The 21,086-nt window shown below is 68.6% G+C and carries 16 protein-coding genes, 1 tRNA gene, 2 pseudogenes and 1 riboswitch; of the genes and pseudogenes, 11 read left to right on the forward strand and 8 right to left on the reverse strand.

Annotation, left to right across the window (positions count from 1 at the left end):
- On the reverse strand, window positions 1–351 hold a 351-nt coding region (locus G6R20_RS17650; protein WP_205475951.1), incomplete at its 3' end, for a transposase.
- Between the two features lie 951 nt (window positions 352–1,302).
- Between G6R20_RS17650 and G6R20_RS17655 the strand changes: the two genes are divergently transcribed.
- The 4 genes from G6R20_RS17655 (at window position 1,303) to G6R20_RS17665 (ending at window position 5,023) form a co-directional block, all read left to right on the forward strand.
- On the forward strand, window positions 1,303–2,703 hold the full coding sequence (locus G6R20_RS17655; RefSeq protein WP_163377194.1) for an IS1380 family transposase: 1,401 nt from the start codon (window positions 1,303–1,305) through the stop codon (window positions 2,701–2,703).
- 399 nt (window positions 2,704–3,102) lie between these two features.
- The gene (locus G6R20_RS19150; RefSeq protein WP_346010054.1) at window positions 3,103–3,756 is read left to right on the forward strand and encodes a transposase family protein; all 654 of its coding nucleotides are present in this window, start codon (window positions 3,103–3,105) and stop codon (window positions 3,754–3,756) included.
- A 92-nt stretch (window positions 3,757–3,848) separates the two neighbouring features.
- Entirely contained in the window at window positions 3,849–4,142 is a 294-nt protein-coding gene (locus G6R20_RS18565) for a transposase (protein ID WP_205475954.1), read from the forward strand.
- Window positions 4,139–5,023 carry an IS3 family transposase gene (locus G6R20_RS17665; protein WP_205475956.1) on the forward strand — a complete coding sequence of 295 codons (885 nt, stop codon included), beginning with the start codon at window positions 4,139–4,141 and terminating at the stop codon, window positions 5,021–5,023. Before G6R20_RS18565 ends, G6R20_RS17665 begins: the two co-directional genes overlap by 4 nt.
- Before the next feature lie 37 nt (window positions 5,024–5,060).
- On the opposite strand, the gene G6R20_RS17670 is transcribed toward G6R20_RS17665, so the two are convergent.
- From G6R20_RS17670 to cbiE, 3 genes are all read right to left on the reverse strand, one after another.
- Complete coding sequence (locus G6R20_RS17670; protein ID WP_163377195.1) at window positions 5,061–8,261, reverse strand: type ISP restriction/modification enzyme; 3,201 nt, start codon at window positions 8,259–8,261, stop codon at window positions 5,061–5,063.
- Between the two features lie 208 nt (window positions 8,262–8,469).
- Window positions 8,470–9,252: an SAM-dependent methyltransferase gene (locus G6R20_RS17675; protein ID WP_163377196.1), complete on the reverse strand. Its 783-nt coding sequence runs from the start codon at window positions 9,250–9,252 to the stop codon at window positions 8,470–8,472.
- Window positions 9,249–10,493, reverse strand: coding sequence for a precorrin-6y C5,15-methyltransferase (decarboxylating) subunit CbiE (cbiE, locus tag G6R20_RS17680; protein WP_163377197.1), 1,245 nt, complete (start codon window positions 10,491–10,493; stop codon window positions 9,249–9,251). The genes G6R20_RS17675 and cbiE overlap by 4 nt, the downstream gene beginning before the upstream one ends.
- 76 nt (window positions 10,494–10,569) lie before the next feature.
- A riboswitch (cobalamin riboswitch) is annotated at window positions 10,570–10,757 on the forward strand.
- Between the two features lie 21 nt (window positions 10,758–10,778).
- On the opposite strand from cbiE, the gene G6R20_RS17685 reads away from it, so the two are divergent.
- The 4 genes from G6R20_RS17685 to G6R20_RS17700 all read left to right on the forward strand — a co-directional run bounded on the left by G6R20_RS17685 (window position 10,779) and on the right by G6R20_RS17700 (window position 15,596).
- Window positions 10,779–13,013 (forward strand): magnesium chelatase subunit D family protein, encoded by a 2,235-nt coding sequence (locus G6R20_RS17685; protein ID WP_163377198.1) that lies wholly within the window; start codon window positions 10,779–10,781, stop codon window positions 13,011–13,013.
- On the forward strand, window positions 13,013–13,627 hold the full coding sequence (cobO, locus tag G6R20_RS17690; protein WP_069389480.1) for a cob(I)yrinic acid a,c-diamide adenosyltransferase: 615 nt from the start codon (window positions 13,013–13,015) through the stop codon (window positions 13,625–13,627). Before G6R20_RS17685 ends, cobO begins: the two co-directional genes overlap by 1 nt.
- On the forward strand, window positions 13,621–15,123 hold the full coding sequence (locus tag G6R20_RS17695; RefSeq protein ID WP_163377199.1) for a cobyrinate a,c-diamide synthase: 1,503 nt from the start codon (window positions 13,621–13,623) through the stop codon (window positions 15,121–15,123). Before cobO ends, G6R20_RS17695 begins: the two co-directional genes overlap by 7 nt.
- 101 nt (window positions 15,124–15,224) lie before the next feature.
- Window positions 15,225–15,596: a nuclear transport factor 2 family protein gene (locus G6R20_RS17700; RefSeq protein WP_163377200.1), complete on the forward strand. Its 372-nt coding sequence runs from the start codon at window positions 15,225–15,227 to the stop codon at window positions 15,594–15,596.
- Between the two features lie 26 nt (window positions 15,597–15,622).
- On the opposite strand, the gene G6R20_RS17705 is transcribed toward G6R20_RS17700, so the two are convergent.
- The 4 genes from G6R20_RS17705 to G6R20_RS17720 form a co-directional block, all read right to left on the reverse strand.
- Window positions 15,623–16,363 (reverse strand): cobalt-precorrin-6A reductase, encoded by a 741-nt coding sequence (locus tag G6R20_RS17705; protein WP_163377201.1) that lies wholly within the window; start codon window positions 16,361–16,363, stop codon window positions 15,623–15,625.
- A complete protein-coding gene (locus G6R20_RS17710; protein WP_163377202.1) occupies window positions 16,360–17,931 on the reverse strand; it encodes a cobyric acid synthase in 1,572 nt (523 codons plus the stop codon). Before G6R20_RS17710 ends, G6R20_RS17705 begins: the two co-directional genes overlap by 4 nt.
- Window positions 17,932–18,030: 99 nt before the next feature.
- Window positions 18,031–18,107 (reverse strand) — tRNA-Ile (locus G6R20_RS17715).
- Between the two features lie 52 nt (window positions 18,108–18,159).
- Entirely contained in the window at window positions 18,160–19,548 is a 1,389-nt protein-coding gene (locus G6R20_RS17720; RefSeq protein WP_163377203.1) for a carboxylesterase family protein, read from the reverse strand.
- A gap of 59 nt (window positions 19,549–19,607) precedes the next feature.
- On the opposite strand from G6R20_RS17720, the gene G6R20_RS17725 reads away from it, so the two are divergent.
- The 3 genes and pseudogenes from G6R20_RS17725 to G6R20_RS17735 all read left to right on the forward strand — a co-directional run.
- The gene (locus G6R20_RS17725) at window positions 19,608–20,030 is read left to right on the forward strand and encodes a nuclear transport factor 2 family protein (RefSeq protein ID WP_163377204.1); all 423 of its coding nucleotides are present in this window, start codon (window positions 19,608–19,610) and stop codon (window positions 20,028–20,030) included.
- A gap of 50 nt (window positions 20,031–20,080) precedes the next feature.
- Window positions 20,081–20,347: pseudogene (locus tag G6R20_RS17730) on the forward strand (dihydrofolate reductase family protein); the annotation flags it as partial.
- 110 nt (window positions 20,348–20,457) lie between these two features.
- Window positions 20,458–21,086 (forward strand): annotated as a pseudogene (locus G6R20_RS17735) (HNH endonuclease); the annotation flags it as partial.

Consider the following 21,086-nt stretch of genomic DNA (forward strand, 5'->3'; position numbering starts at 1 on the left):
ATGTGTATAAGAGMCRGCGTGTACGTAGGCCTGCATGATCACCGCGTACAGGGCCCGGTCGATGCGCCGGCGCCGCTCGAGCAGAGCGGGGAAGAACGACCCCGATCGCAGCTTCGGGATCCGCGCCTCGATATCGCCGGCCGGGGTCGAGACAGTCTTGTTTCGGTACCCGTTGCGGTGCGTGGTGCGGTCCTCGTTGCGCTCGTACCTGCCGGCGCCGATCTTGGCTGAGGCTTCAGCCTCGATCAGCGCCTGCAGGCCGGCCCGCACCAGTTCGGCGAACATCGCCTGCGGATCGGCGGACAGGAGTGCATCCAACTGGGCGTGTACGCCAGAATGGGAGTGGGTCATCGCGTGGTGTGTCCTTCCGTGAGCTACTTGGTCGTAACTCATTGACCACTACGCGATGGCCCACCCCCTTGGCGGGCCGCCACACCGTCGCCAGCCCAAACCCCGGCCCCCAAACCCCACCACTCCAGGGGACTTACCCATGGGGGTTTCCTTGACGGCTGGAGCCAATAGGTGTTCAGGTGTTTACGTCGATCACTACCGAGAGGTGTGGCCGGCTGCGGCGTCGCCGGCAGGCTGCCGGTACCTCTGAATTACTTCGTAGGTGCGGTATGCGGAGTGGCGAGTTGGAACCTCATTAGCGTCGTGAACCTTATTGGAGCAACCGCAGGCAATCTTGACGGAGGGACCTGCTACCAGATGCAGATTCTTCCGACCACGCAAGGAGTGGTGCCCGTCCCGCCAGCAGGGAACTGCACTCCCTGAGCAGAAAGTACAGACCGAGATGTCGACGGAAGGCCATTGGACTGAGATGCAGAACCGTGACTTCGACCGGAAGTTCTGGTCCGTGAGTTGGCCAATCCTGCTAGTGGTCATCGCAATCGCAGGAGCAGTATTTCACCTCACGACAGATCTCGGTTTCTGGGGCTCCGTTATTCCGCCAATGGTCATCGCTTCGGTGTACATGATTGCTGGGACGGCCTATCTTCGTTATCGTCACAAGAAGTTTGATTAATCTTTGATGACGAATTGCACCCGGGTTGCGAGAGCTCTCTTAAATGGTTGGGTGCCCACCGCCTGAACATTTTACGACGAGAATTCTCTTGTTGGCCTGATAGGTCGAGGCGACAGATTCAGCCGCGCGGGACAGCGCCGAAATAGTGGACGTCTTAGCCCCGGTTATTCACGGGGATCTGCGGATCGCTGGGCGAAAATAGACCGAAGTGCTTCCTGAACAGGGGAAACTGGGACTTGTCTAAGGTTCCATGTTCTCCAGCACAAAGCACTCGGTAGGTGAAGCTTACTTCGTGGTCCGCCGGGCTGTCCGTTACTGCTGATGGTGTCGGGGTGGTCTCTCATGCCGGGGCCATCGCCCCACGCCTTCTGGCTGATCAGGTCGGTCTGACCGCCGAGCTGTCAGGGGCCATGGCCCGCCGCCGGTTCATCCCGATCCACGATCGCGGCCGGGTGTTGATCGACGTCGCGGTGATGCTCGCCGATGGCGGCGAGTCCATCTCCGACATCGGCGTCCTGCGCCACCAGTCTGGCGCCCTGGGCCCGGTGGCCTCGGCGCCGACAGTGTGGCGCACACTCGATGAGGTCACCGCCGGCAAGCGCAAGAAGATCCAGGTGGCGCGGGCTCGCACGCGGCGGCACATGTGGTCCCACCTGCCCGGCGGGGTGCCCGCATCCAAGTGCGCGGGCCGGGACCTGGGATCGACGATCGTTCTCGATGTGGACGCCACCATCGTGGTCACCCACAGCGAGAAGGAGAACGCCGCGCCGACGTACAAGCGCACGTTCGGCTACCACCCGATCGGCGTGTGGTGCGACAACACAGAAGAGTTCCTCGCCGCGAGCCTGCGCCCGGGCAACGCCGGGTCCAACACCGCCGCCGACCACATCGACGTCCTGGGCCAAGCCATCGCGCAGATCCCCGCCACCCGCCGGCGTGACCTGCTGATCCGCTCCGACGGTGCCGGCGCCTCCCACGACCTGATCGACTGGATCACCGAGCAGAACCGCGTCCGCGGTCGACAGGTGGAGTACTCGGTCGGCTTCTCCATCACTGCCCCGATTCGCCGGGCCATAGCGACCTGCCCCGAAGCCGCGTGGGGACCAGCGCTCAACCCAAACGGGGACATTCGCGACGGGGCCGACATCGCGGAGCTGACCGGGTTCCTCTCCCCACGGATGCTCGCAAAGTGGCCAGACGGGATGCGGGTCATCGTGCGCCGCGAACGGCCCCACCCCGGCGCCCAGTTGTCGATGTTCGAGGAGATCGACGGGTGGCGCTACCAGGCTTTTGTCACCAACACCAGCGCCGGGCAGCTGCAGTTCCTCGAAGCGAGGCATCGGGCTCACGCCCGGGTCGAGGACCGGATCCGCCACGCCAAAGACACCGGGCTCGGCCGGCTCCCCTCACGCGAGTTCGCGCTCAACCAGGCCTGGCTGGTGGCAGTGATGATCGCCGCAGATCTGGTGGCGTGGACGCGGATGCTGGCCTGCACCGGCGACGCCGCCGCCCTCGCCTTGTGCGAGCCCAAAGCCCTGCGCTACCGCTTCCTGCACGTCGCAGCCCGGCTGACCCGTAGCGGCCGACGGCGAAAAGTGAAGATCCCCCAAACGTGGCCCTGGGCCATCGCGATCGTCGCCGTGTTCAACACGATCGCCGCGATCCCCAAACCAGCCTGACCCCACCTGCCCACGACATCACCACCCGGGGACCCGCCCACCGGCAGCGCCAGCCGGTACACACGCACGCCCACCCACGAAATCGATCCCGCCGTCACCCGACAGCAGCAGTCACACCGGCCCGTGAATCAGCGGGGTTAGTACGGGGCGAGTGTCCCGACAGGCGACGTTTCCTGGCCCCTCCCGGATCCGGAGTGTGTAGCGGGCTCGCGGCTGACGCGGTGAAGCGCAGATGAAGGGGTCCTGGGGCGCGTGAAGATGCAGGTTCTCACACCGCGCATCGAACACCCCAGGACCCGCTTTGAACGCTACCGCCAGCCTGCTTGCCGACGCCATCTTCCACACCGTCGAGCTCGGGGTGACCATCACCGACGCCGCTGTCGCGGCGAGCTGACGCACCTGTTCTGCTCCCCTGTCGCCCTCGATCCAGTCTGCGTCGACTGCGGGGTCGCGGGCCGCCTCCGAGACCACGTCGAGCGCAAGGTCACTGGTTTCCCGCTCGTCGGGCATCCCACCAGACTGCATGTGCGAGTACCGCGATTCATCTGCGACAACTCCGACTGCGACACCCGCATATTTCAGCAACGCCTGCCGTTGCTGGCCGAGCGGCGAGCGAAGACCACCCGGCGGTGCACCCGCTGGATCCTGCAACGCTTGGCGATCTACCGCACCAGCGTGTCCGCCGTGGCCAAGGCACTCGGGCTGGGCTGGGACCTGGTCAATGACCTGGCGATATCCAAGATCCGAGCCCTTGTCTACGACCAGCCCGGGCACCTGCGCGGTCGCCCTAGTATTCGGGAACCTCGGCCACTGCATCCTGCGAACACTCATCCATTCCGGACAGCTCCAGGCACGGATCAACGCACTCTAAATCCGGAAAGGCCGCCAAACGAAGCTGCGAAATCCCGCCAATCGAAGTTGAGATTCATACAGGAGGAAGCCCAAGCGGAGCGATGCCCCGCTGCCGTGTACCCCAACAGGACAGCTCGGGACTGGGCGCCTGCTCGTAGCGTCCAGCTCCACTACACCTCGATGAATCTCTATCTGCGCTAGAAGCGACCCGTTGATAGCGGTCTGGACCGTTCCCGTTCTGGTGGACACCCGGAGATGAGCGGTGAGTTCCCCCAAGATAGAGGGAGCGGATTATGGGATCGACTCGTCGGAGCTTCACTGCCGAGTACAAGGCCAACGCGGTAAGTTTGGTCATCGACGATGGCCGTACGATCGCCGAAGTTGCACGCAGTATCGGCGTTCACGAGATGACACTGGGGAAATGGGTGAAGAAGACTCGAGACGAGGGAAACGGCGATTCTGACCGCCCGTTGAATGAGGACGAGCGGGCAGAACTCGAGCGCCTCCGCGAAGAAGTGAAGCACGCCCGGATGGAGGCGGAGTTCGCAAAAAAAGTAGCGACCTGGTTCGCGAAAGACCCGCGGTGAAATTCGCGGCTATCGCGGACTGGGCTGAATCCAACTCCTACCCGGTCACGTTCATGTGTGCTCAACTCGGCGTCTCGACTTCTGGCTACTACAAGTGGCGCGGCACGTCCCGCTCAGCTCGAGACCTCCGAGACGACGAGTTAACAGCGCTGATCGAGCACCACTACGAGCACCTCAACGGCCGTCCCGGCGTTCGACGCATGCGCGCCGAGCTCGCCGCCGGCGGCCACCGGGCCTCGCACAAGCGGGTGTGGCGGCTCATGAAGGCCGCAGGCCTGGAAGGCCGCCACCCGAAGGCGTGGAAGCGCACCACCGTCGCCGGAGACAGCCCCGTCGCCGCACCTGACCTCATCGGCCGCGACTTCACGGCGGCAGAGGCGAACACCAAGTGGTGCGGCGATATCACCTACGTGCGGACCTGGAACGGCTGGGCGTACGTGGCCACGGTCATCGATCTGCACTCCAGGATGGTCGTCGGATGGGCCGTGGCCGACCACATGCGCACCGAGCTGGTCACCGACGCACTGGACATGGCCATCGCTCGCCGTCGACCATCCGGAGAAGTCATATTCCACAGCGATCGCGGAACTCAATACACGTCCACCGACTTCGACAAATACTGCAGTGAAAACAATATCAGACGATCATTGGGGCGAACTGGCATTTGTTTCGACAACGCGGTCGCAGAATCATTCTTCGCGAGCTACAAGAAGGAACTCATTCACACGCGCCCATGGCCCACTCTCAAATCACTCAAAAAGAGCACATTCATCTGGATCGAGGAGTACTACAACAGGACGCGACGACATTCCACACTGGGCTATTTGACACCAGCCGAGTTTGAACTAGGATTCAGAGACATATACGAACTCGCCGCTTAATTGCAGTGGCCACTTTAGCGGGAACACTCCAGTCGGGCTACTCGTCGCCGACAGGTTTGAGCTGGTCCACCTTCTCGAAGAGGCTATCGAGGCTTGAGTTCAACTCGACCAGTCCGCCAATCGCCGCGATGGTTTGAAGGGTCTCCTGTGCCTGGGCGATCGTCACGACCCAGTGCTCCCGAGCTGCGAGCCATTCGGAAAGCACGTTGTACCCACTGACCTTGTATTCCAACGCTCCGGTGGGGATGCCGGTGATGGTTCGGCCATTCGCGAACCGCAGAACGCCACCGTGCAGCACCGCGGGACCGAGTGGTCCATTCCCCGCCGCCTCCCACTTCAAACCCGTTGTGGGCACTTCGCGCCTCCAGGAGGCGCGAACTAGCCGACCGAGGGCGAGAGCCTCCTGAGCAATGTCTTGGTCCTCAACGAGCGGGACGCGAGGAGAGACCGCTTCGAGCTCGGGCCAGTATCGCTTCGAGTACAGCGGGGCGGAAAGTAGCGCCAGCACGTAGTCATACGTGTCTTGAGCAAGGTTGGAGGAGCCCAGGAATACCGATTCCGCCCACTCAAGGGTGCTGTCCTCGAAGCCGCATCGACGACCGTTGACCACCGTTCGCCCGTCGTCAGGACGCCCGTCTCCGGGAAGCCACAGTGGGAACACCGCCATGCCTCCGGCCTTGCCACGAAAACTGTGTTGCTCTGGGATGAGGTCCGAGTGAATGACTAAGGGTCCGGCGCCGAAATCTCTAGGGAGTGAGATTAAGGTCGGGATTTCTGCGTCGGCATAGATGCGATGAAGGTCCTCTCGGTACCAGTCAATCCAGGCGGGGTCGTCATAAACGTGGCGGAAGTCGAGCGGACGGTAGAGCGCTTTTCTAACTTTGCGCGGATCTAGCGACTCCTTGCGCGGGACCTTCTTGTTCGACCTGGTTGAGGCAGCAGTCGCCCAAGCAGCGCGGCGCTGTGCCTCAGAGAGCTGGCTCCAGCGGCCTAGGGCCCCAGACCGCACCGGAGAAGCAGACGGCCGTGTTCGTGTTTCCGCGTAGACCTCGTCGGGATCTACGGCCCAAGGCGAGTACTCTTTTGTGTCCCGAGCTGACTGAATCCCTGTGTACGGCTCGAACCAGAAGAGGTCGGGAAGGGATGGCGCTACCTTCAACTCAGGAGACCAGTTCACGGGGAGGAAGTAGTTGTCCCCTTGAACGTCGTCAAACAAGGAAGCGTCAAAAGGGTTAGCTAGCAAGTCGAGCTTCGTGGGCTTGTTTCCCGTGATTCGTCGATACTTCACGACTGGTTCGCCCACATAATCGCGCTCAAAGACCAGCCAGGTTATCGCGGCGCCGGTCTGAATGGCGAAGACGTTGGAATCCCCGCCAGCGAAAGACTTGGCGCCGGCTCCTCCACGTGCGTCTCCCCCAAGGTCACACACCCAGACTTCTTTGACCCCACGCCGGACCAGCGTACGAAGGCCCACCAGGCTGGGGCCGACCACCCAAGTCCGGTTCGTTACGAACGCTACGATCCCGTGGTTCTTGGTGGTGTCGACGATTGGCGATTGCACGGTCTCCCGTCGGTCGTCGGGGCTCCGAAGGACCCACAGGGCCCACGCCCAGAACGCGACGTAGAGATCTCTTGCGGACTTTAGATCTGCGCGTTTGTCAGCTGGGGTCGCGTCGACGACTTGCTGCATCAGCGCATCGGCGAAGACATCCCACCCGCCTTCTGACTTTTTCACTCTTTCCCATGGCGGGTTTCCGAGCACGACGAGTATCTCCTCGCCGGTCTTCACCCAGTCAGCGCGTTCACGCTCGGCCAATATCTCATCACCCGCTGGTCCGAACCCTGACAGCGGCAGCTCGCCTGATTCCGGCGTGGCAAGAGTGTCGGCCAGATAGATGGGAAGTCGAGTCGTTGGGGAGGCCCCGTGTGCGGACAGCAAGGCTTCCAGCCGTTGATGAGCGATGGTGTAGGGCCCTGGGAACAACTCGAACGCTGACGTCCGTTCGGTCAGGACCTCCTTGACCACTTGATCAGTCGGAAGTCCGGCCTTTTCCGCTTCGAGCGCCACCTCGTTCGCGAGCCCCAGCAAAAATGTCCCGGTGCCCGTGGCCGGGTCTAGGAACCGGGCGGCCTCGTCCAAAATGCCTGCGCGTTTTCCTAGAGAACTACGCAGGAGCTCATCGGTTCCAGAGACGATCTGCTGCACGACTTCTACAGGCGTGTAGTAAACACCATTCGCCTCGCGGGCCGCTTGGTCGTACTTCCGAAAAAACGGCTCGTACGCATGAACTATCGGATCAGGAAGATACTTCCTTCGGCGACTCGATTGTCCGCCGATCTCGAAAAGGTCCAAGGGGATAAGGTTGACCGTTCGACATAGTTCTTCAAGAAGGGACTCAAGGGTCGGTATGCGAGATTGCGGAGACCACAAGATCGCAAGACACTGGGATAGCAGCGGATGAAGTCCGACTTTCAGTCCGACCTGATGCTGCAAGCTGATCGTTGCACCAGATTCGAGTCGCCAGAGCAATGCGCCGAACGCTGCAATCTGAACATAGGAATCAACGAACTTTTCCCAGGTGAACGGCTGACCGTTTCGGTAAAGAAGCGCCTGGAAATCTGCGCGAAGCTGGTTCAAATGTGTGCCCGCACCTGACGGCCCCACCTCGATGAGCGCGAGCTTCAACGCCTTGGCTCTTGAGGCCAGCGCACTAACAGCCGTGTCGGTCGTCTCGTAGAATCCCAGTTTAAAGGTTAGAAACAAGGAAAGGAGAGTTTGCAGCTCGTCGATCCTGCCCGGGTCGATCATGGGGATTGTGTCGGCGGTAAACAGCTGCGAATCGAACGTAACGGTCTTTATCTTCCTGGAGTCCTGATAGAGCTCCCACTGCCACCCGTTCGTCAGAATGATGTTGTGCAGGCCGGCCACGAACAACTCTCGCTGCCTCTTGTCGTGGCCCTTCAAGGACCGAAGGTCCTTGCCAACTACGGCCTTAAACTCAACCCAGCCGAGTAGCCCCTCGGGCGCATCAACTCGGAAGTCAGGAACGCCAAAGCCTGTGCTTGTTTGCTGCGAAAGGTGAAGAGTGTGCACGCTCTCACCGGAGAACGCTTTCGTGAGGAAGTTGTCCAGCTTCCCGGTGACGCTTAGCTCGAAAGACGCTCCAGCAACCCCCAGCGTTGTCCGGCATTCGGCTACAAAGTGATCAAACAGAGCTGCCAAGTCTCCCAGCGACACTTCGACTCCTTCTGCCGCAAGCGGCACCACGCTGTAGGAAGCTTCCTCACCCGCAACAGTGCCATCTGCAAGATCCCCAACCTCGTCGGCCGCGCCGAAGGGTGTTCGAATCAGAAGGCCCCGCGGGCAAGTTCGTTGGTCATCTACAGAGGTGCCGATAATGTTGGATTATGTGGAACTGTAGTCACAACTCTGGCGCCGTCCGAGTTCAAGCCCCTCCGAATTGATCGGCGGCACTCCGCCGCTTCGCCTCCCGCTCCGGGCTCGACGCGTACAGCCACGACTCAGCCTCGCCCGGCCTGACCAGCGCGCGGCCGACCAGGATCACAGCAGCCTGCCTCAGTCCGGCAGCCTCGACCGCGTCCGCGATGTCAGCGAGAGTGCCGCGCAGCTCCACGCGGTGCGGGCGGCTCGCGTTGGCGACCACCGCCACCGGGCAGTCGTCACCGTGCGTGGGAACCAAACGCTCCGCGAGCTCGCGAATCCGGGTGATCGCCAGGTGCAACACGAGCGTCGCGCCGGTGGAGGCGAAATTCTCCAACGACTCAGTCGACGGCATCGCCGTCGACCGAGCCTGGACACGGGTGAGCACCACCGACTGCACCACCTCGGGAACTGTGAGCTCCACCCCCAACTCGGCGGCTGCGGCGGCATAGGCCGGAACACCAGGAACCACGTCCCACGGCACGCTGGCCGCGTCGAGGCGGCGAGTTTGCTCGGCGAGAGCCGAGTACAGCGACGGGTCGCCGGAACACAGCCGGACCACCTCGAGTCCCTTGGCATGGGCGGCGACGATCTCCGCGATGATCCCGTCCAGGTCCAGGTGCTGGGTGTCCACCAACCGGGTGCCCGGCCGACAGTGCGTGAGAACACCATCATCGAGGTAGGTCCCCGCGTAGAGGCAGACGTCGGCCGCGGCCAGCGCCGCGGCCGCCCGCAGGGTGAGCAGGTCCGCGGCGCCGGGCCCGGCTCCCACGAAGTGAACGGTCACGAAGTTTCCCCTGTCTCCTGGACACCAGTCGCGTGCGAGCGAGGCCTCACGGCGGCCCATTGCACCACGGCCCGCGTCGGCGCCCAGCCGGTGAACCTGCCGATCGAATCTGTCTGCTCGACCTGCAGCCGGGTGAGCTCCCCGCCGAATTCGGCGCGGGCGTCGATCAGTGCGCGCTCGGTCTCCAGCGTCACCGCGTGCGCGACCAGCCGGCCGCCCGGCGCCAGCGCGTCCCAACACTGTCGAAGCAGGCCAGGGGCCGTGCCGCCCCCGCCGATGAACACCGCGTCCGGCCGCGGCAGACCGTCCAGAGCCTGGGGCGCCCGGCCGTGGACGATCTTCAGCGCGGGCACCCCGAGGGCGGCCGCGTTGCGCTCGATCCGCGCGGCCCGCCCGGGATCGGCCTCCACAGCGACAGCCCGACACGACGGGTGGGCGCGCATCCACTCGATGCCCACCGACCCGGCGCCGGCGCCCACGTCCCAGAGGAGCTCGCCCGCCGCAGGCGCGAGTCGGGACAGGGCCGAGGCGCGCAGGTCGCGGCGGGTGAGCTGGCCGTCGTTCTCGAAGGCGTCGTCGGGCAATCCCGGCGCCAACCCGAGTGGGCGGGCGGAGGGGTCGGCCACGCACTCGATGGCCAACACGTGCAGGGCGGGGGCCTCGCGGTCGGCAGCCCAGTCGCGTGCCGGGCATCTGAAACGCGCTTCGGCCGGGCCCCCGAGATCGGACAGAACCGTCAGCGAGCTTCTCCCGAAGCCGGCGCCGTCAAGTACCGCGGCGACCTCTCCCGGCGTGTCCCGGTCGGCTGAGAGCACCAGCACCCGCCGCCCCGGCGCCAGCTCCCGGGGCAGCGCGCGGTGGTCACGCAGCACCACCACGGACTCGGCCGGCCACCGCATCCTGGCGCGGGCCAGCGCGACCGAGGACACCGCCGGGAGCACCTCCACCGCGTCCACGCCGACTACATCGATCAGGGTGGTGCCGATCCCGGCAACCAGCGGATCACCCGAGGCCAGGGCCACGATCGACCGCCCGCGGAACCGCTCGAGCAGCTCCGGCAACCCGTCCCGCAGCGGCCGCGGCCACGGCACCCGTTCGGCCGTCACGTCGCCCGGAATCATCGCCACATGACGCTCACCGCCGAGCACCACCTCGGCGCCCAGGACGGCGCGACGGCGGGCCTCGTCGAGCCCCGCCCACCCGTCGCCGCCGATGCCGACGACCACCACCCGTGCATTCATGACGCGGAACCCTACCGCGACACCTGAGGCGCCCCGGGACAGGCCGTTGGGCTAGCCTGAAGCACCACACAACCGAACAGACCCCACAGCACGAGGTGCCCCACGACCCGCCACAGGCGGAGCGGAGGGGAGAATCAGGGAAGCCGGTGAGAATCCGGCACAGGGCCCGCTACGGTAACCCGGCCTCTCAGACGATCGCGCCCCGCGCGCACGTCCGAGATGAGCCGGGAAGTCCGGAGACCGGCCTCGCGCTGACCAGCCTGGCAGACGAGAGCGGGAGCCCCCATGCCACTGCACTACCCCTTCAGCGCTGTCGTCGGTTCCGACGACATGTCGCTGGCCCTGACCCTGACCGCGGTGTCCCCGGCGGTCGGCGGCGTGCTGATCCGCGGCGAGAAGGGCACGGCCAAGTCCACGATGGTCCGCGCCCTCACCGGGATCCTGCCGGAGGTCGAGGTCGTCACCGGCGACCGGTTCTCCTCCGCACCTGACGACCGCGGTTCCGAGACCCCGGACGGGCGTATCCCCCACGACGCGCCCACCGAGCAGCGGCCGGTCCGCCTGGTCGAGCTGCCGATCGGGGTGTCCGAGGACCGCATCACCGGATCACTACACCTGGAGAGTGCGCTCGCCGACGGTGTGACCGTGTTCCAACCTGGCCTGCTCGCCCGCGCGCACCGCGGACTGCTCTACGTGGACGAGGTCAACCTGCTCCACGACCACGTGGTGGACCTGCTGCTCGACGCCGCCGCGATGGGCCGGGTGACCGTGGAGCGCGACGGCATCTCGGTGGAGCACGCCGCGCGCTTCGTGCTGATCGGCACCATGAACCCCGAGGAGGGCGAGCTCCGGCCGCAGCTGCTGGACCGCTTCGGCCTCACCGTGGAGGTGGCCGCGCCCCGGGACCCGGAACTGCGCGCCGAGGTGGTGCGCCGCCGGATCGCGTTCGAGGCCGACCCGGCGGGGTTCGTCGCCGCCCACGCCGCCGACGAGGCCGCAGTGCGCGAGCGGATCGCCGCCGCGCGGCGCGTGCTCGACCGGGTGACGCTGACCCCCTGGGCGCTGTCGACCATCGCCCGGGTGTGTGCGGGCTTCGACGTGGACGGCATGCGCGCCGACATCGTCACCGCCCGCACCGCCGCCGCCCATGCCGCATGGCAGGGCCGGACCCGGATCACCCGCGAGGACATCCGCGTCGCCGCGCGCATGGCACTGCCCCACCGCCGCCGTCGTGCCCCGTTCGATGCGCCGGGCCTCGACGAGGACCTGTTGGAACGGCTCCTGGGCGACGACGACGAGCCCGATCCCGACCCCCGGGACGAGACCGCGCCGGCCGACGACGCCGAACAGTCGGAGTCCGCAGACGAGTCCGCGTCGGCAGACACCCCGGACGCCGAGTCGACCCCGGCGCGGGCCTCGGCCGAGCACGCCGGGCACGAGCACTCGCCCGAGCAGACCGAGCAGACCGAGGACAGCCCCGGCGCTGGCGACGACTCCGGCACCGCGGGCCCGGACCAGGCGGGCGGCCGATCGAACGACGACGCCGACGGCCGAGCCGACGAGCAGCCCGGCGATCAGGCCGGGGATGACTCCACCGGCGACGCTGCCGGGCCCGACGCACCCGGGCCCACCCCGCCCGAGCCAGGCACGGTCACCGCGGCCGCCGCGCCGTACCGCACCCGCCTGCTCGCCGTCGCCGGTACCGGCCAGGGCGCTGCCGGCCGCCGGTCGAGGGCCCTCACCACCAGCGGCCGCCGCATCGGCGCGCGCGCGTTCACCGGCTCCGACCTGCACCTGCCCGCCACGATCCGGTCCGCCGCGCCGCAGCAATCCGCCCGCGGTCGCGGAGCCGGCCCAAACGGTGGCCGACTCCGGCTGGCCGCCGAGGACCTGCGCTCGTCCGTCCGCGAGGGCCGCGAGTCCAACCTCGTGCTGTTCTGCGTGGACGCCTCCGGCTCCATGGCCGCCCGCACCCGGATGGAGCAGGTCAAGACCGCGATCCTCTCCCTACTGCTGGACGCCTACCGACGCCGCGACAAGGTGGGACTGGTGACCTTCCGCGGGGCCGCGGCCCACGTGGCCCTGCCGCCCACGTCGTCGGTCGACATCGCGGCCACCCGCCTCGCGGAACTCCCGGCGGGCGGCCGGACCCCACTGGCGGAGGGACTGATCACCGCTGCTGAGGTCCTGCGCATCGAGGGCGTCCGCGATCCGCGGCGGCGGGCCCTCCTCGTCGTCGTCACCGACGGCCGCGCCACCCACGGCCCGGACGCCCTCGCCAGGTCCCGCACCGCGGCGACCGGGCTGGCCTCCCTCGGCGTGGCCTCGGTGGTGGTGGACTGCGAGACCGGCCGCTTCCGCCTGGGCCTGGCCTCCGAGCTCGCCGGGCACCTGGGCGCCGACCACGTGCCGCTGGGCGAGGTCACCGCCGAGGGACTCACCGACACGGTCGGCGTTCACACAGCCCGCGCCCGCACCGCGCGCCCCCGGGGCGTCGACCCCCGGAACGAGGTGGCCTGATGCCCAAGGGACAGCCGGAGATCGTGCCCGACGACGGGCTCAGCACCCGCCAACGCCGCAACCGGCCGCTGATCATGGTCCACACCGGGCCCGGCAAGGGGAAATCCACCGCCGCGTTCGGGCTGGCCATGCGCGCGTGGAACCAGGGCTGGGACATCGGGGTGTTCCAGTTCGTCAAGTCCGCCAAGTGGCGCATCGGCGAGCAGACCGTCATGGAACGGCTCGCCCGCCTGCACGCCGAGACCGGCGAGGGAGGGCCGGTGGAGTGGCACAAGATGGGCTCGGGGTGGTCGTGGTCGCGCAAGGACGGCACCGAGGACGACCACGCCGCCGACGCCGCCGAAGGTTGGGCCGAGATCAAACGCCGCCTGGCCGACGAGCGGCACGACCTCTACCTGCTCGACGAGTTCACCTATCCCATGAAGTGGGGCTGGGTGGACGTCGACGACGTGGTCGCCACCCTCGCCAGCCGCCCCGGCCGGCAACACGTGGTGATCACCGGCCGCGACGCCGACCCCCGGCTGCTCGAGGTCGCCGACCTGGTCACCGAGATGACCAAGGTCAAACACCCGATGGACGCCGGGCAGAAGGGTCAGCGGGGCATCGAATGGTGACCGCGCTGCCGCGGATCGTGGTGGCCGCGCCGGCGTCGGGGCACGGCAAGACCACCGTCGCGACCGGCCTCATGGCCGCGCTGCGCCGCACCGGGCTGGAGGTCTCGGGGCACAAGGTGGGCCCCGACTACATCGACCCCGGCTACCACGCTCTGGCCACCGGGCGGCCGGGCCGCAACCTCGACCCGCACCTGGTGGGCGAGGAGCGGATCGTGCCGCTGCTGCTGCACGGTGCCGGCGCGGGCGGGGCCGGGATCGGCGCGGGGCGCCCCGCCGACGTCGCGGTGATCGAGGGCGTGATGGGCCTGTACGACGGCCACATCGGCGGCGACGGGTTCGCCTCCACGGCCCACGTCGCCGCGCTCACCGGAACCCCCGTCGTGCTGGTCGTGGACATCTCCCATGCCTCGCGCAGCATCGCCGCGGTGGTGCTGGGGATGGCCTCCTTCGACCCGGCTGTGCGGATCGCCGGGGTGGTGCTCAACAAGGCCGGCTCGGTCCGCCACTCCGACGAGGTCCGACGCGCGCTGGCGCCCCTCGGCATCCCGGTGCTGGGTGTCCTCCAGCGCGACGACGACGTCACCGCCCCCTCCCGACACCTCGGCCTGGTCCCCGCCGCCGAACGCCCGGAGGCCGCGCGGTCGCTCGACCACCTGGCCGGGAAGGTGGCCGCGTCGATCGACCTGGAGGCCGTCATGCGGATCGCGCGTGAGGCGCCGCCGCTGGCGGGCGGGGCGTGGTCGGCGCGCGCGGCGTTGGGGGGCGTCGGCGCTGATCACGGGGGCGCCTGTCGTGACGCCCCGGGTGATGGCCGGGCGCCTGGGGTCGACGACGACGAGGCACGCCCCCTCATCGCCGTGGCCGGTGGCCGGGCCTTCACCTTCCGCTACGCCGAGACGGTCGAGTTGCTCGAGGCGGCCGGCTGCTCGGTGGTGCCGTTCGACCCGCTGGCCGACGAGGCACTGCCCGACACCGCCGCGGGAATCTACCTCGGTGGCGGGTTCCCCGAGGTCCACGCCGCGGACCTCGCCGCCAACGAGCAGATGCTTCGCGCACTGCGGGCGGCGACGATGGCCGGGACGCCAACGGTCGCCGAGTGCGCGGGCCTGCTCTATCTCTGTCGCACCCTCGACGGTGTCCCCATGGTCGGTGCTGTTGACGCCGACGCGGCCATGGCCCCGCGGCTCACCCTGGCCTATCGCCGCTCGACCGCAGGTGCCGACAGTGTCCTGGCGACCGCCGGCACCGAGGTCACCGGCCACGAGTTCCACCGCACGGCCGTGAACCCGCCCGCCGGCGCGGCGGGCTCGCGCGCGGACGAACCGGGCGCGGCTCCCGCCTGGACCAGCAGCGCCGGACCAGAGGGGTTCGTCAGCGGGTCGGTCCACGCGTCCTACCTACACACGCACTGGGCGGGGCATCCGGCGATGGCGGCCCGGTTCGCAGCGCACGCGCGGCGCTTCGCCACCGCGCGTCGGCCCGCCCGACTCGGCTAACCGGGCCCCTTGCGGTCGCGGGCGCGTTCTGGCCGAATAGGCGTAGACCCGGCATCCGGTTCGCTGACCGCCCGGGTCGGAACGACCACCGAGGAGACCTCATGACCGTGCGCGACGTCATCACCGCCTACTACGAGGCCTACAACAGCGAGGACCCCCACCACCTGGCCGCGGTGTTGCACGAGGACGTCGTCCTGCACTCCGCCGCCGGCACCCAGCACGGGATCTCCGCCTACCTCGACACCTACCGCGCGATGACCAGTACGTTTGTCGACCGCATGACCCCCGAGGAGATCGAGGTCGACGGCGACACGGCCATAGTCACGGTGATCAACACGCTCACCGCACGCGCCGACGTGAAGGACTTCATGGGGATGTCGCTGGACGAGGGGCAGACCATGACGTTGACTTTGCGCGGCCGCTACACGGTGGACGACGACCGGATCCGGGAGATCCACATCAAGTTGCTCTAACCGCGGTCCTCGGGGCGCCGGCCTGGTCAGTCAGCGGCGCCGGCCCACTCCGCGGCGGCTGCTGCACTGTCCACCACGGGCACGCCCGGTGCGGGTCCGGGCCGTCGCACCACCACGACCGGCACGTCGAGCTCGTCGGCCACCGCCATCTTCGACCACGTGTGACCGCCGCCCGAGTCCTTGGTGACCAGCACGTCCACGCCGTGGTCGGCGAAGAGCTCACGCTCACCCGCCACCGAGTAGGGGCCGCGGTTCAGCAGCAGTCGCCACGACGCGGGCAGCTCCACCTCCGGCGGGTCCACCACCCTGACGAGCGCGTGGTGCTCGGCGAGCGGGCCGACGAACCTGTCCAGCGACTGCCGGCCGATGGTGAGGAACGGCCGCCGGCCCACGCGGGACGCAGTAGCGGCGGCCTCGTCGTGGTCGTCCACCCAGTGCCAGCGATCGGCCCCCGCGGCGGCGGCCCAGCCCGGCCGCTCGAGCCGCAGCAGCGGCACCTCCGCGGCGGCGCAGGCGGCGGCGGCATTGGCCGAGATGCCGGCGGCGAAGGGGTGGGTGGCGTCCACGACCGCGGTCACGCCGGCCTCCGTGAGGTGCCGCCGGAGCCCGTCGATGCCGCCGAACCCGCCGACGCGCACCTCCCCCACCGGCAACCGCGGCCGCGCGACCCGGCCCGCCAGAGACGAGGAGAACCGCAGGCCGCGCTCCTGCAGCAGGACGGCGAGGTCGCGGGCCTCGGCGGTGCCGCCCAGGATCAGCACGCTCATCGGTCCGCCCCCGGCGGCAGCAGCGGCAGTTCCGGAGCGCCCGAGCGGGCCAGCTCGAGCAGCGCGTCCAGGTCGAGGTGCTCCTCGGCGAGGTCGGCGAGCAGGTCGAGCCGCGCCTCGCGGGCCCGCGCGAAACTCACCCCGGAGGCCGGACGCACACGACCCGCGCCGCCGGAGCCCTCCCCCACGCCGCCGGAGCCGCCGACGACCTCGGCCAGCAGCGCCGACCGGAAGCCGTCCGATTCGAGGGTTCCGTGCCACATGGTGCCGAACACGCGGCCCCGCCGGGCTCCGCCGGGGAACTCCTCGTCGTCGTCGACCCGCTCGGCCCCGCCGCCGACGCTCACCCTGCCGTGGTGGATCTCATACCCGCCCACGTCCTGACCCAGCGCGCGTCCGGTCGGCAGTCGCAGGACCTTCTCGGCGCCGAAGCGAGTGGTGGCGGGAAGCAGTCCGAGGCCGGTCACCCGCGCACCGGGCTCGCCCTCGATGCCGTCCGGGTCGGAGATCTCCCCGCCGAGCATCTGGAAGCCGCCGCAGATCCCCAGCACCGCGCCGCCGCGCTCGACGTGGGAGGTGAGCGCCCGGTCGAGGCGCCGGGCGCGGAGCCAGGCGAGGTCGTCGAGGGTGGCGCGGGTCCCGGGGACGACGACTAGGTCCGCCCCCGCGAGGTCGCGGGGCTCCGTGACGTACTCCAGCTCCACGTCCGCTTCCAGGCCGAGGGCGTCGACGTCGGTGAAGTTGCTGATCCGCGGCAGACGGATCACGGCCACGCGCAGGGTCGCGGTGGCGTCGGCGGCGCGGGGACCCACCGCGAGGGCGTCCTCCGAGTCCAGCCAGAGGTCGGGATTCCAGGGCAGCACCCCGTGGACCGGCCGGCCGGTGAGGTCCTCGATCTGCCGCAGCCCGGGGGCCAGCAGCGTCGGGTCGCCGCGGAACTTGTTGATGACGAACCCGGCGACCAGCCGCTGATCGGCGGGCTCGAGCAATGCGACCGTGCCGTAGAGGGCGGCGAAGACGCCGCCGCGGTCGATGTCCCCCACCACGACGACGGGCATGTCCGCGTGCCGGGCCAGGCCCATGTTGACGTAGTCGCTGGAGCGCAGGTTGATCTCGGTGGGACTGCCGGCCCCCTCGCAGATGATGAGCTCGTGACGGGAGGCCAGGTCGGAGTAGGCGGCGAACGCGGCGTCGGCCAGGTGGGCCCGTCCGTCGACGAAGTCGCGGGAGGACACCGACCCGGCCGGCTGTCCCATCACCACCACGTGGCTGCGCCGGTCCCCGCCGGGCTTGAGGAGCACCGGGTTCATCGCGGGCTCCGGGGCCACGCCCGCTGCGAGGGCCTGGATCCATTGCGCGCGCCCGATCTCGGCGGTGCCGTCCGGGCCTGTGCTGTGCGGACCTGTGCGGCGAGGGGCGGCGACCACCATCGAGTTGTTGGACATGTTCTGGGCCTTGAACGGGGCCACGTTGATGCCGCGGCGAGCGAACGCCCGGCACAGTGCGGTGGTCACGACGCTTTTTCCGGAATCGGAGGTCGTACCGGCGACGAGCAGGGAGGCGACCATGGAGATCGATCCTAGTCGGGCGCTCCGGACCCGCCTGACCGGGCTGACTGGCCGACTCACGTCCGAGGTGGCGTCGCAGAATAGTGGCGGGTCGAGCAGTGGTGGGGCCAGCGGGGCTCGAACCCGCGACCAGCGGATTATGAGTCCGCGGCTCTAACCAACTGAGCTATAGCCCCCCGCACGCGCCGGGAACGTCACCGGCACGCGCGGCGCAATCGTAGCAAGGCGTCAGGAGCCTCCGGCGGGCCACCAGACCGCGCGGACGTCGGCCAGTCCGTCCTCGACGACAGCGGGAGGGTCATCCCACACCTGCACGCGCCTCCCGGGGGGCGCATAGGGCGGGGACCCCGGGTCCCCGGAGCGGACGAAGTCGACCCACGACCGGTGCATCGCGTCGACGAGCCCCGGCGGCGCATCCGCTCCGAGGTAGGCCCGCACGTTCGCGGCTTCCGGAACCGACCAGAAGAACGGCAGGTCCGCGCAGTGCACGGCGCCGCGACCCTCGGACCAGCGGAAGTCGTACACCCAGGTGGGCGCGCCGGCGGCCACCCGGGTCTCGGCCGCACGCACGACGGTCGAGTGGATGGTCGCGGCGTCGACCACCGCCCCCACCGCCCGTCGCAGCGACTTGCCCGCCGATTGTCTGGCCAGCGCGCGCAGTCCGGTGGTGGGCAGCTCCTGGGACCGCAGGATCATCGCGGCACCCGGCACCAACGCGGCCCCGGGCAGGGCCCGGACGACCCCCTCGAACTCCATGGCCGTGGAGCCGATGAGCAGTGGCAGGTCGAGCCCGGGACCGCTCCCGATGCCCTCCAGGGGCGGGACCGGGACGGTGTCGTCGCCGACCGTCGGCCGGAACGGCATGAGGAAGGGATTGTCCTTGCGCAGGCGCCGGTGGAACTCGTCGACGGCGCCCCGGCCGCCGGCGGCCAGTTCCGCGGCGGCCGTGCCCTTGGGGGCCTGAGCGGCGGGCGATCGCAGCACCGCGGGCGACGAGGCGATCCCCCGGTGGAACAGGCCGGCCGCCAACGGCGAGGCGAGCAGGCAGAGCACCGCCCCGCCGCCCGCCGACTGACCCGACACCGTGACCCGCCCGGGGTCACCGCCGAACGCCGCGATCTCGTCGCGGACCCACTCCAGGGCCATGATCCAATCCCGCACCCCGCGGTTGTCCGGGGCGTCGGGGAACGCGGTGAACCCCTCGACGCCCAGGCGGTAGCCCACCGAGACCACGACGATCCCGGCGCGCGCGAAGGCGGTCCCGTCGAACCAGGGCTGGTGCGACGACCCGGACTCCCACCCGCCGCCGTGGATCCACACCAGCACCGGGTGGCCCGTGCCCTGGGCGGGAGCCCACACGTCGACGTGCAGGATGTCCGTGCCGGCGACGATCGGCTCGGGGATCGCCGGATCGGGATCGAAGCGCAGTCGTTGCGCGGTGGCGGCGGGCCTGGTCGCGTCCCGGACGCCGGGCCACGGTTCGCGGCGGACCGGGGCGGCGAACCGGAGGTCGCCGACGGGGTCCTCGGCGTAGGGGATCCCGTAGAAGCGGAGCACGTCCCCCAGATCGGTGCCCTTCACGCGGCCGGTGGACAGCGCGATCTCGACGTCGGTCATGGCGGCCAGATTAGCGACGACAGCTGAGATCCCCCGGCGATCCCTGCTACCAAGGGGAGATGACGAGTGACAGGGACCTGATCATCGAGCGTCTGGCCGACGTGGCCGCAGCGTTGGACTCACGTGACTGGGACGGGCTGGGCGAGCTGTTCACCGAGTCCGCCACCGGGTACGGCGCGACCGGTCGGCAGGCGATCATCGAGAGGGTCAGGGAGCACCTCGGGGGCTGCGGACCGTCCCAGCACCTGTTGGGCAACCATCGGGTCCAGCTCGCCTTCCACGGAGACGAGGACCGGGCACGAAGCCTCACGTACGCGCGTGTCCTCCACCTCGGTGCCGGGGACCAGTCCGATCTGTCCTACGAGTGCTTCGGCGAGTACTCGGACCTGTGGACCCGGACGCCGGAGGGCTGGCGGATCGACTCGAGGAGGTTCCACATCAGCTTCGACCGAGGCGATTTCCGGACACTCCAACCCGGCTGACCTCCGGACGCCTCCCATGGGAGACGGCTTCGGGTCGTACAACGACAACGGTGATTGGGGCGGCTACTGACTACTCCGGCGTGTTCGACCCCTGGGTCACCCAGATGACCACGCTGCTGACCACGGTGGTGTCAACGACGCTGGATGGTCCCCTCGACTGGCCGGACGCGGCCATCGTCAGCGGAGACGCCGTCGAGGTGGTCACTCGCTTGAAGCAGCAATCCGACGTGTCGTTGCGCTCGCACGGCAGCTTGTCGATGAACCGGGCGCTGATGGCCGCCGGTCTGGTCGATCGGGTGCAGGCGACAGTGTTTCCCTGGCGCAGTGGGTGGGTTCCAGGTTGGGGTGAGTGATCGAACCCTTGTGCTAGTCGTTCCGCGCGGGTAGTATCGAATATAAGTTCGATGTCGGTGGCGGAGGGGGTGGAATGGTGACGACGACGAGTGCACTGTTTGCCGTACCCGAGTCCCTCGGCATGGTCGACATGGAGGCCGTCAGCGAGGCGGCTCGTGCCGCGACGCTGGCGCAGAACCGCGCCGGGGCCACACGGCTGGAGGCGGCGCATGTCCTGGTCGAACAGTTCGCCCGGTCCGCCCAGGCACAGGCGGAGCAGGCCGACGAGGCCGGCGCCGGTTCACGCCGACCCGCGTACGCCCGGCTGGATCCGGAGGCCCGGGCCCGCGATCACCTCGTGGCGGCGTGCCAGCTCACGTGCTGGCACGCCGCGCGGTTGGTGACGGCCGGGACGCAGATCCACCGGCGGCTGCCCCGTCTGCGATCCACGGTCGACCGCGGGCTGCTGCCCGAGCAGTTGGCGGTCGATATCGCATGTCGCCTGGCGGAGGTGCCGGACGCGATCGTGTCGGCCGTGGAGGACGAGGTGGTCGCGCGCTTCACGGACGATCTCGACGGTGGCGACCGGCCGACCCGCAACGCAGTGGACTCGGCGATCGATGACGCCGTGGAGCGACACGACCCGGCTGCCGCGCAGGACGCCGCCGCCGCGGCGGCCGCCACCCGCTCGGTCCGATTCCGCGGCGACCGGAACGGCATGGC

This window comes from Dietzia sp. Alg238-R159 (assembly GCF_900537145.1).
GTDB classification, from domain to species: domain Bacteria; phylum Actinomycetota; class Actinomycetes; order Mycobacteriales; family Mycobacteriaceae; genus Dietzia; species Dietzia kunjamensis.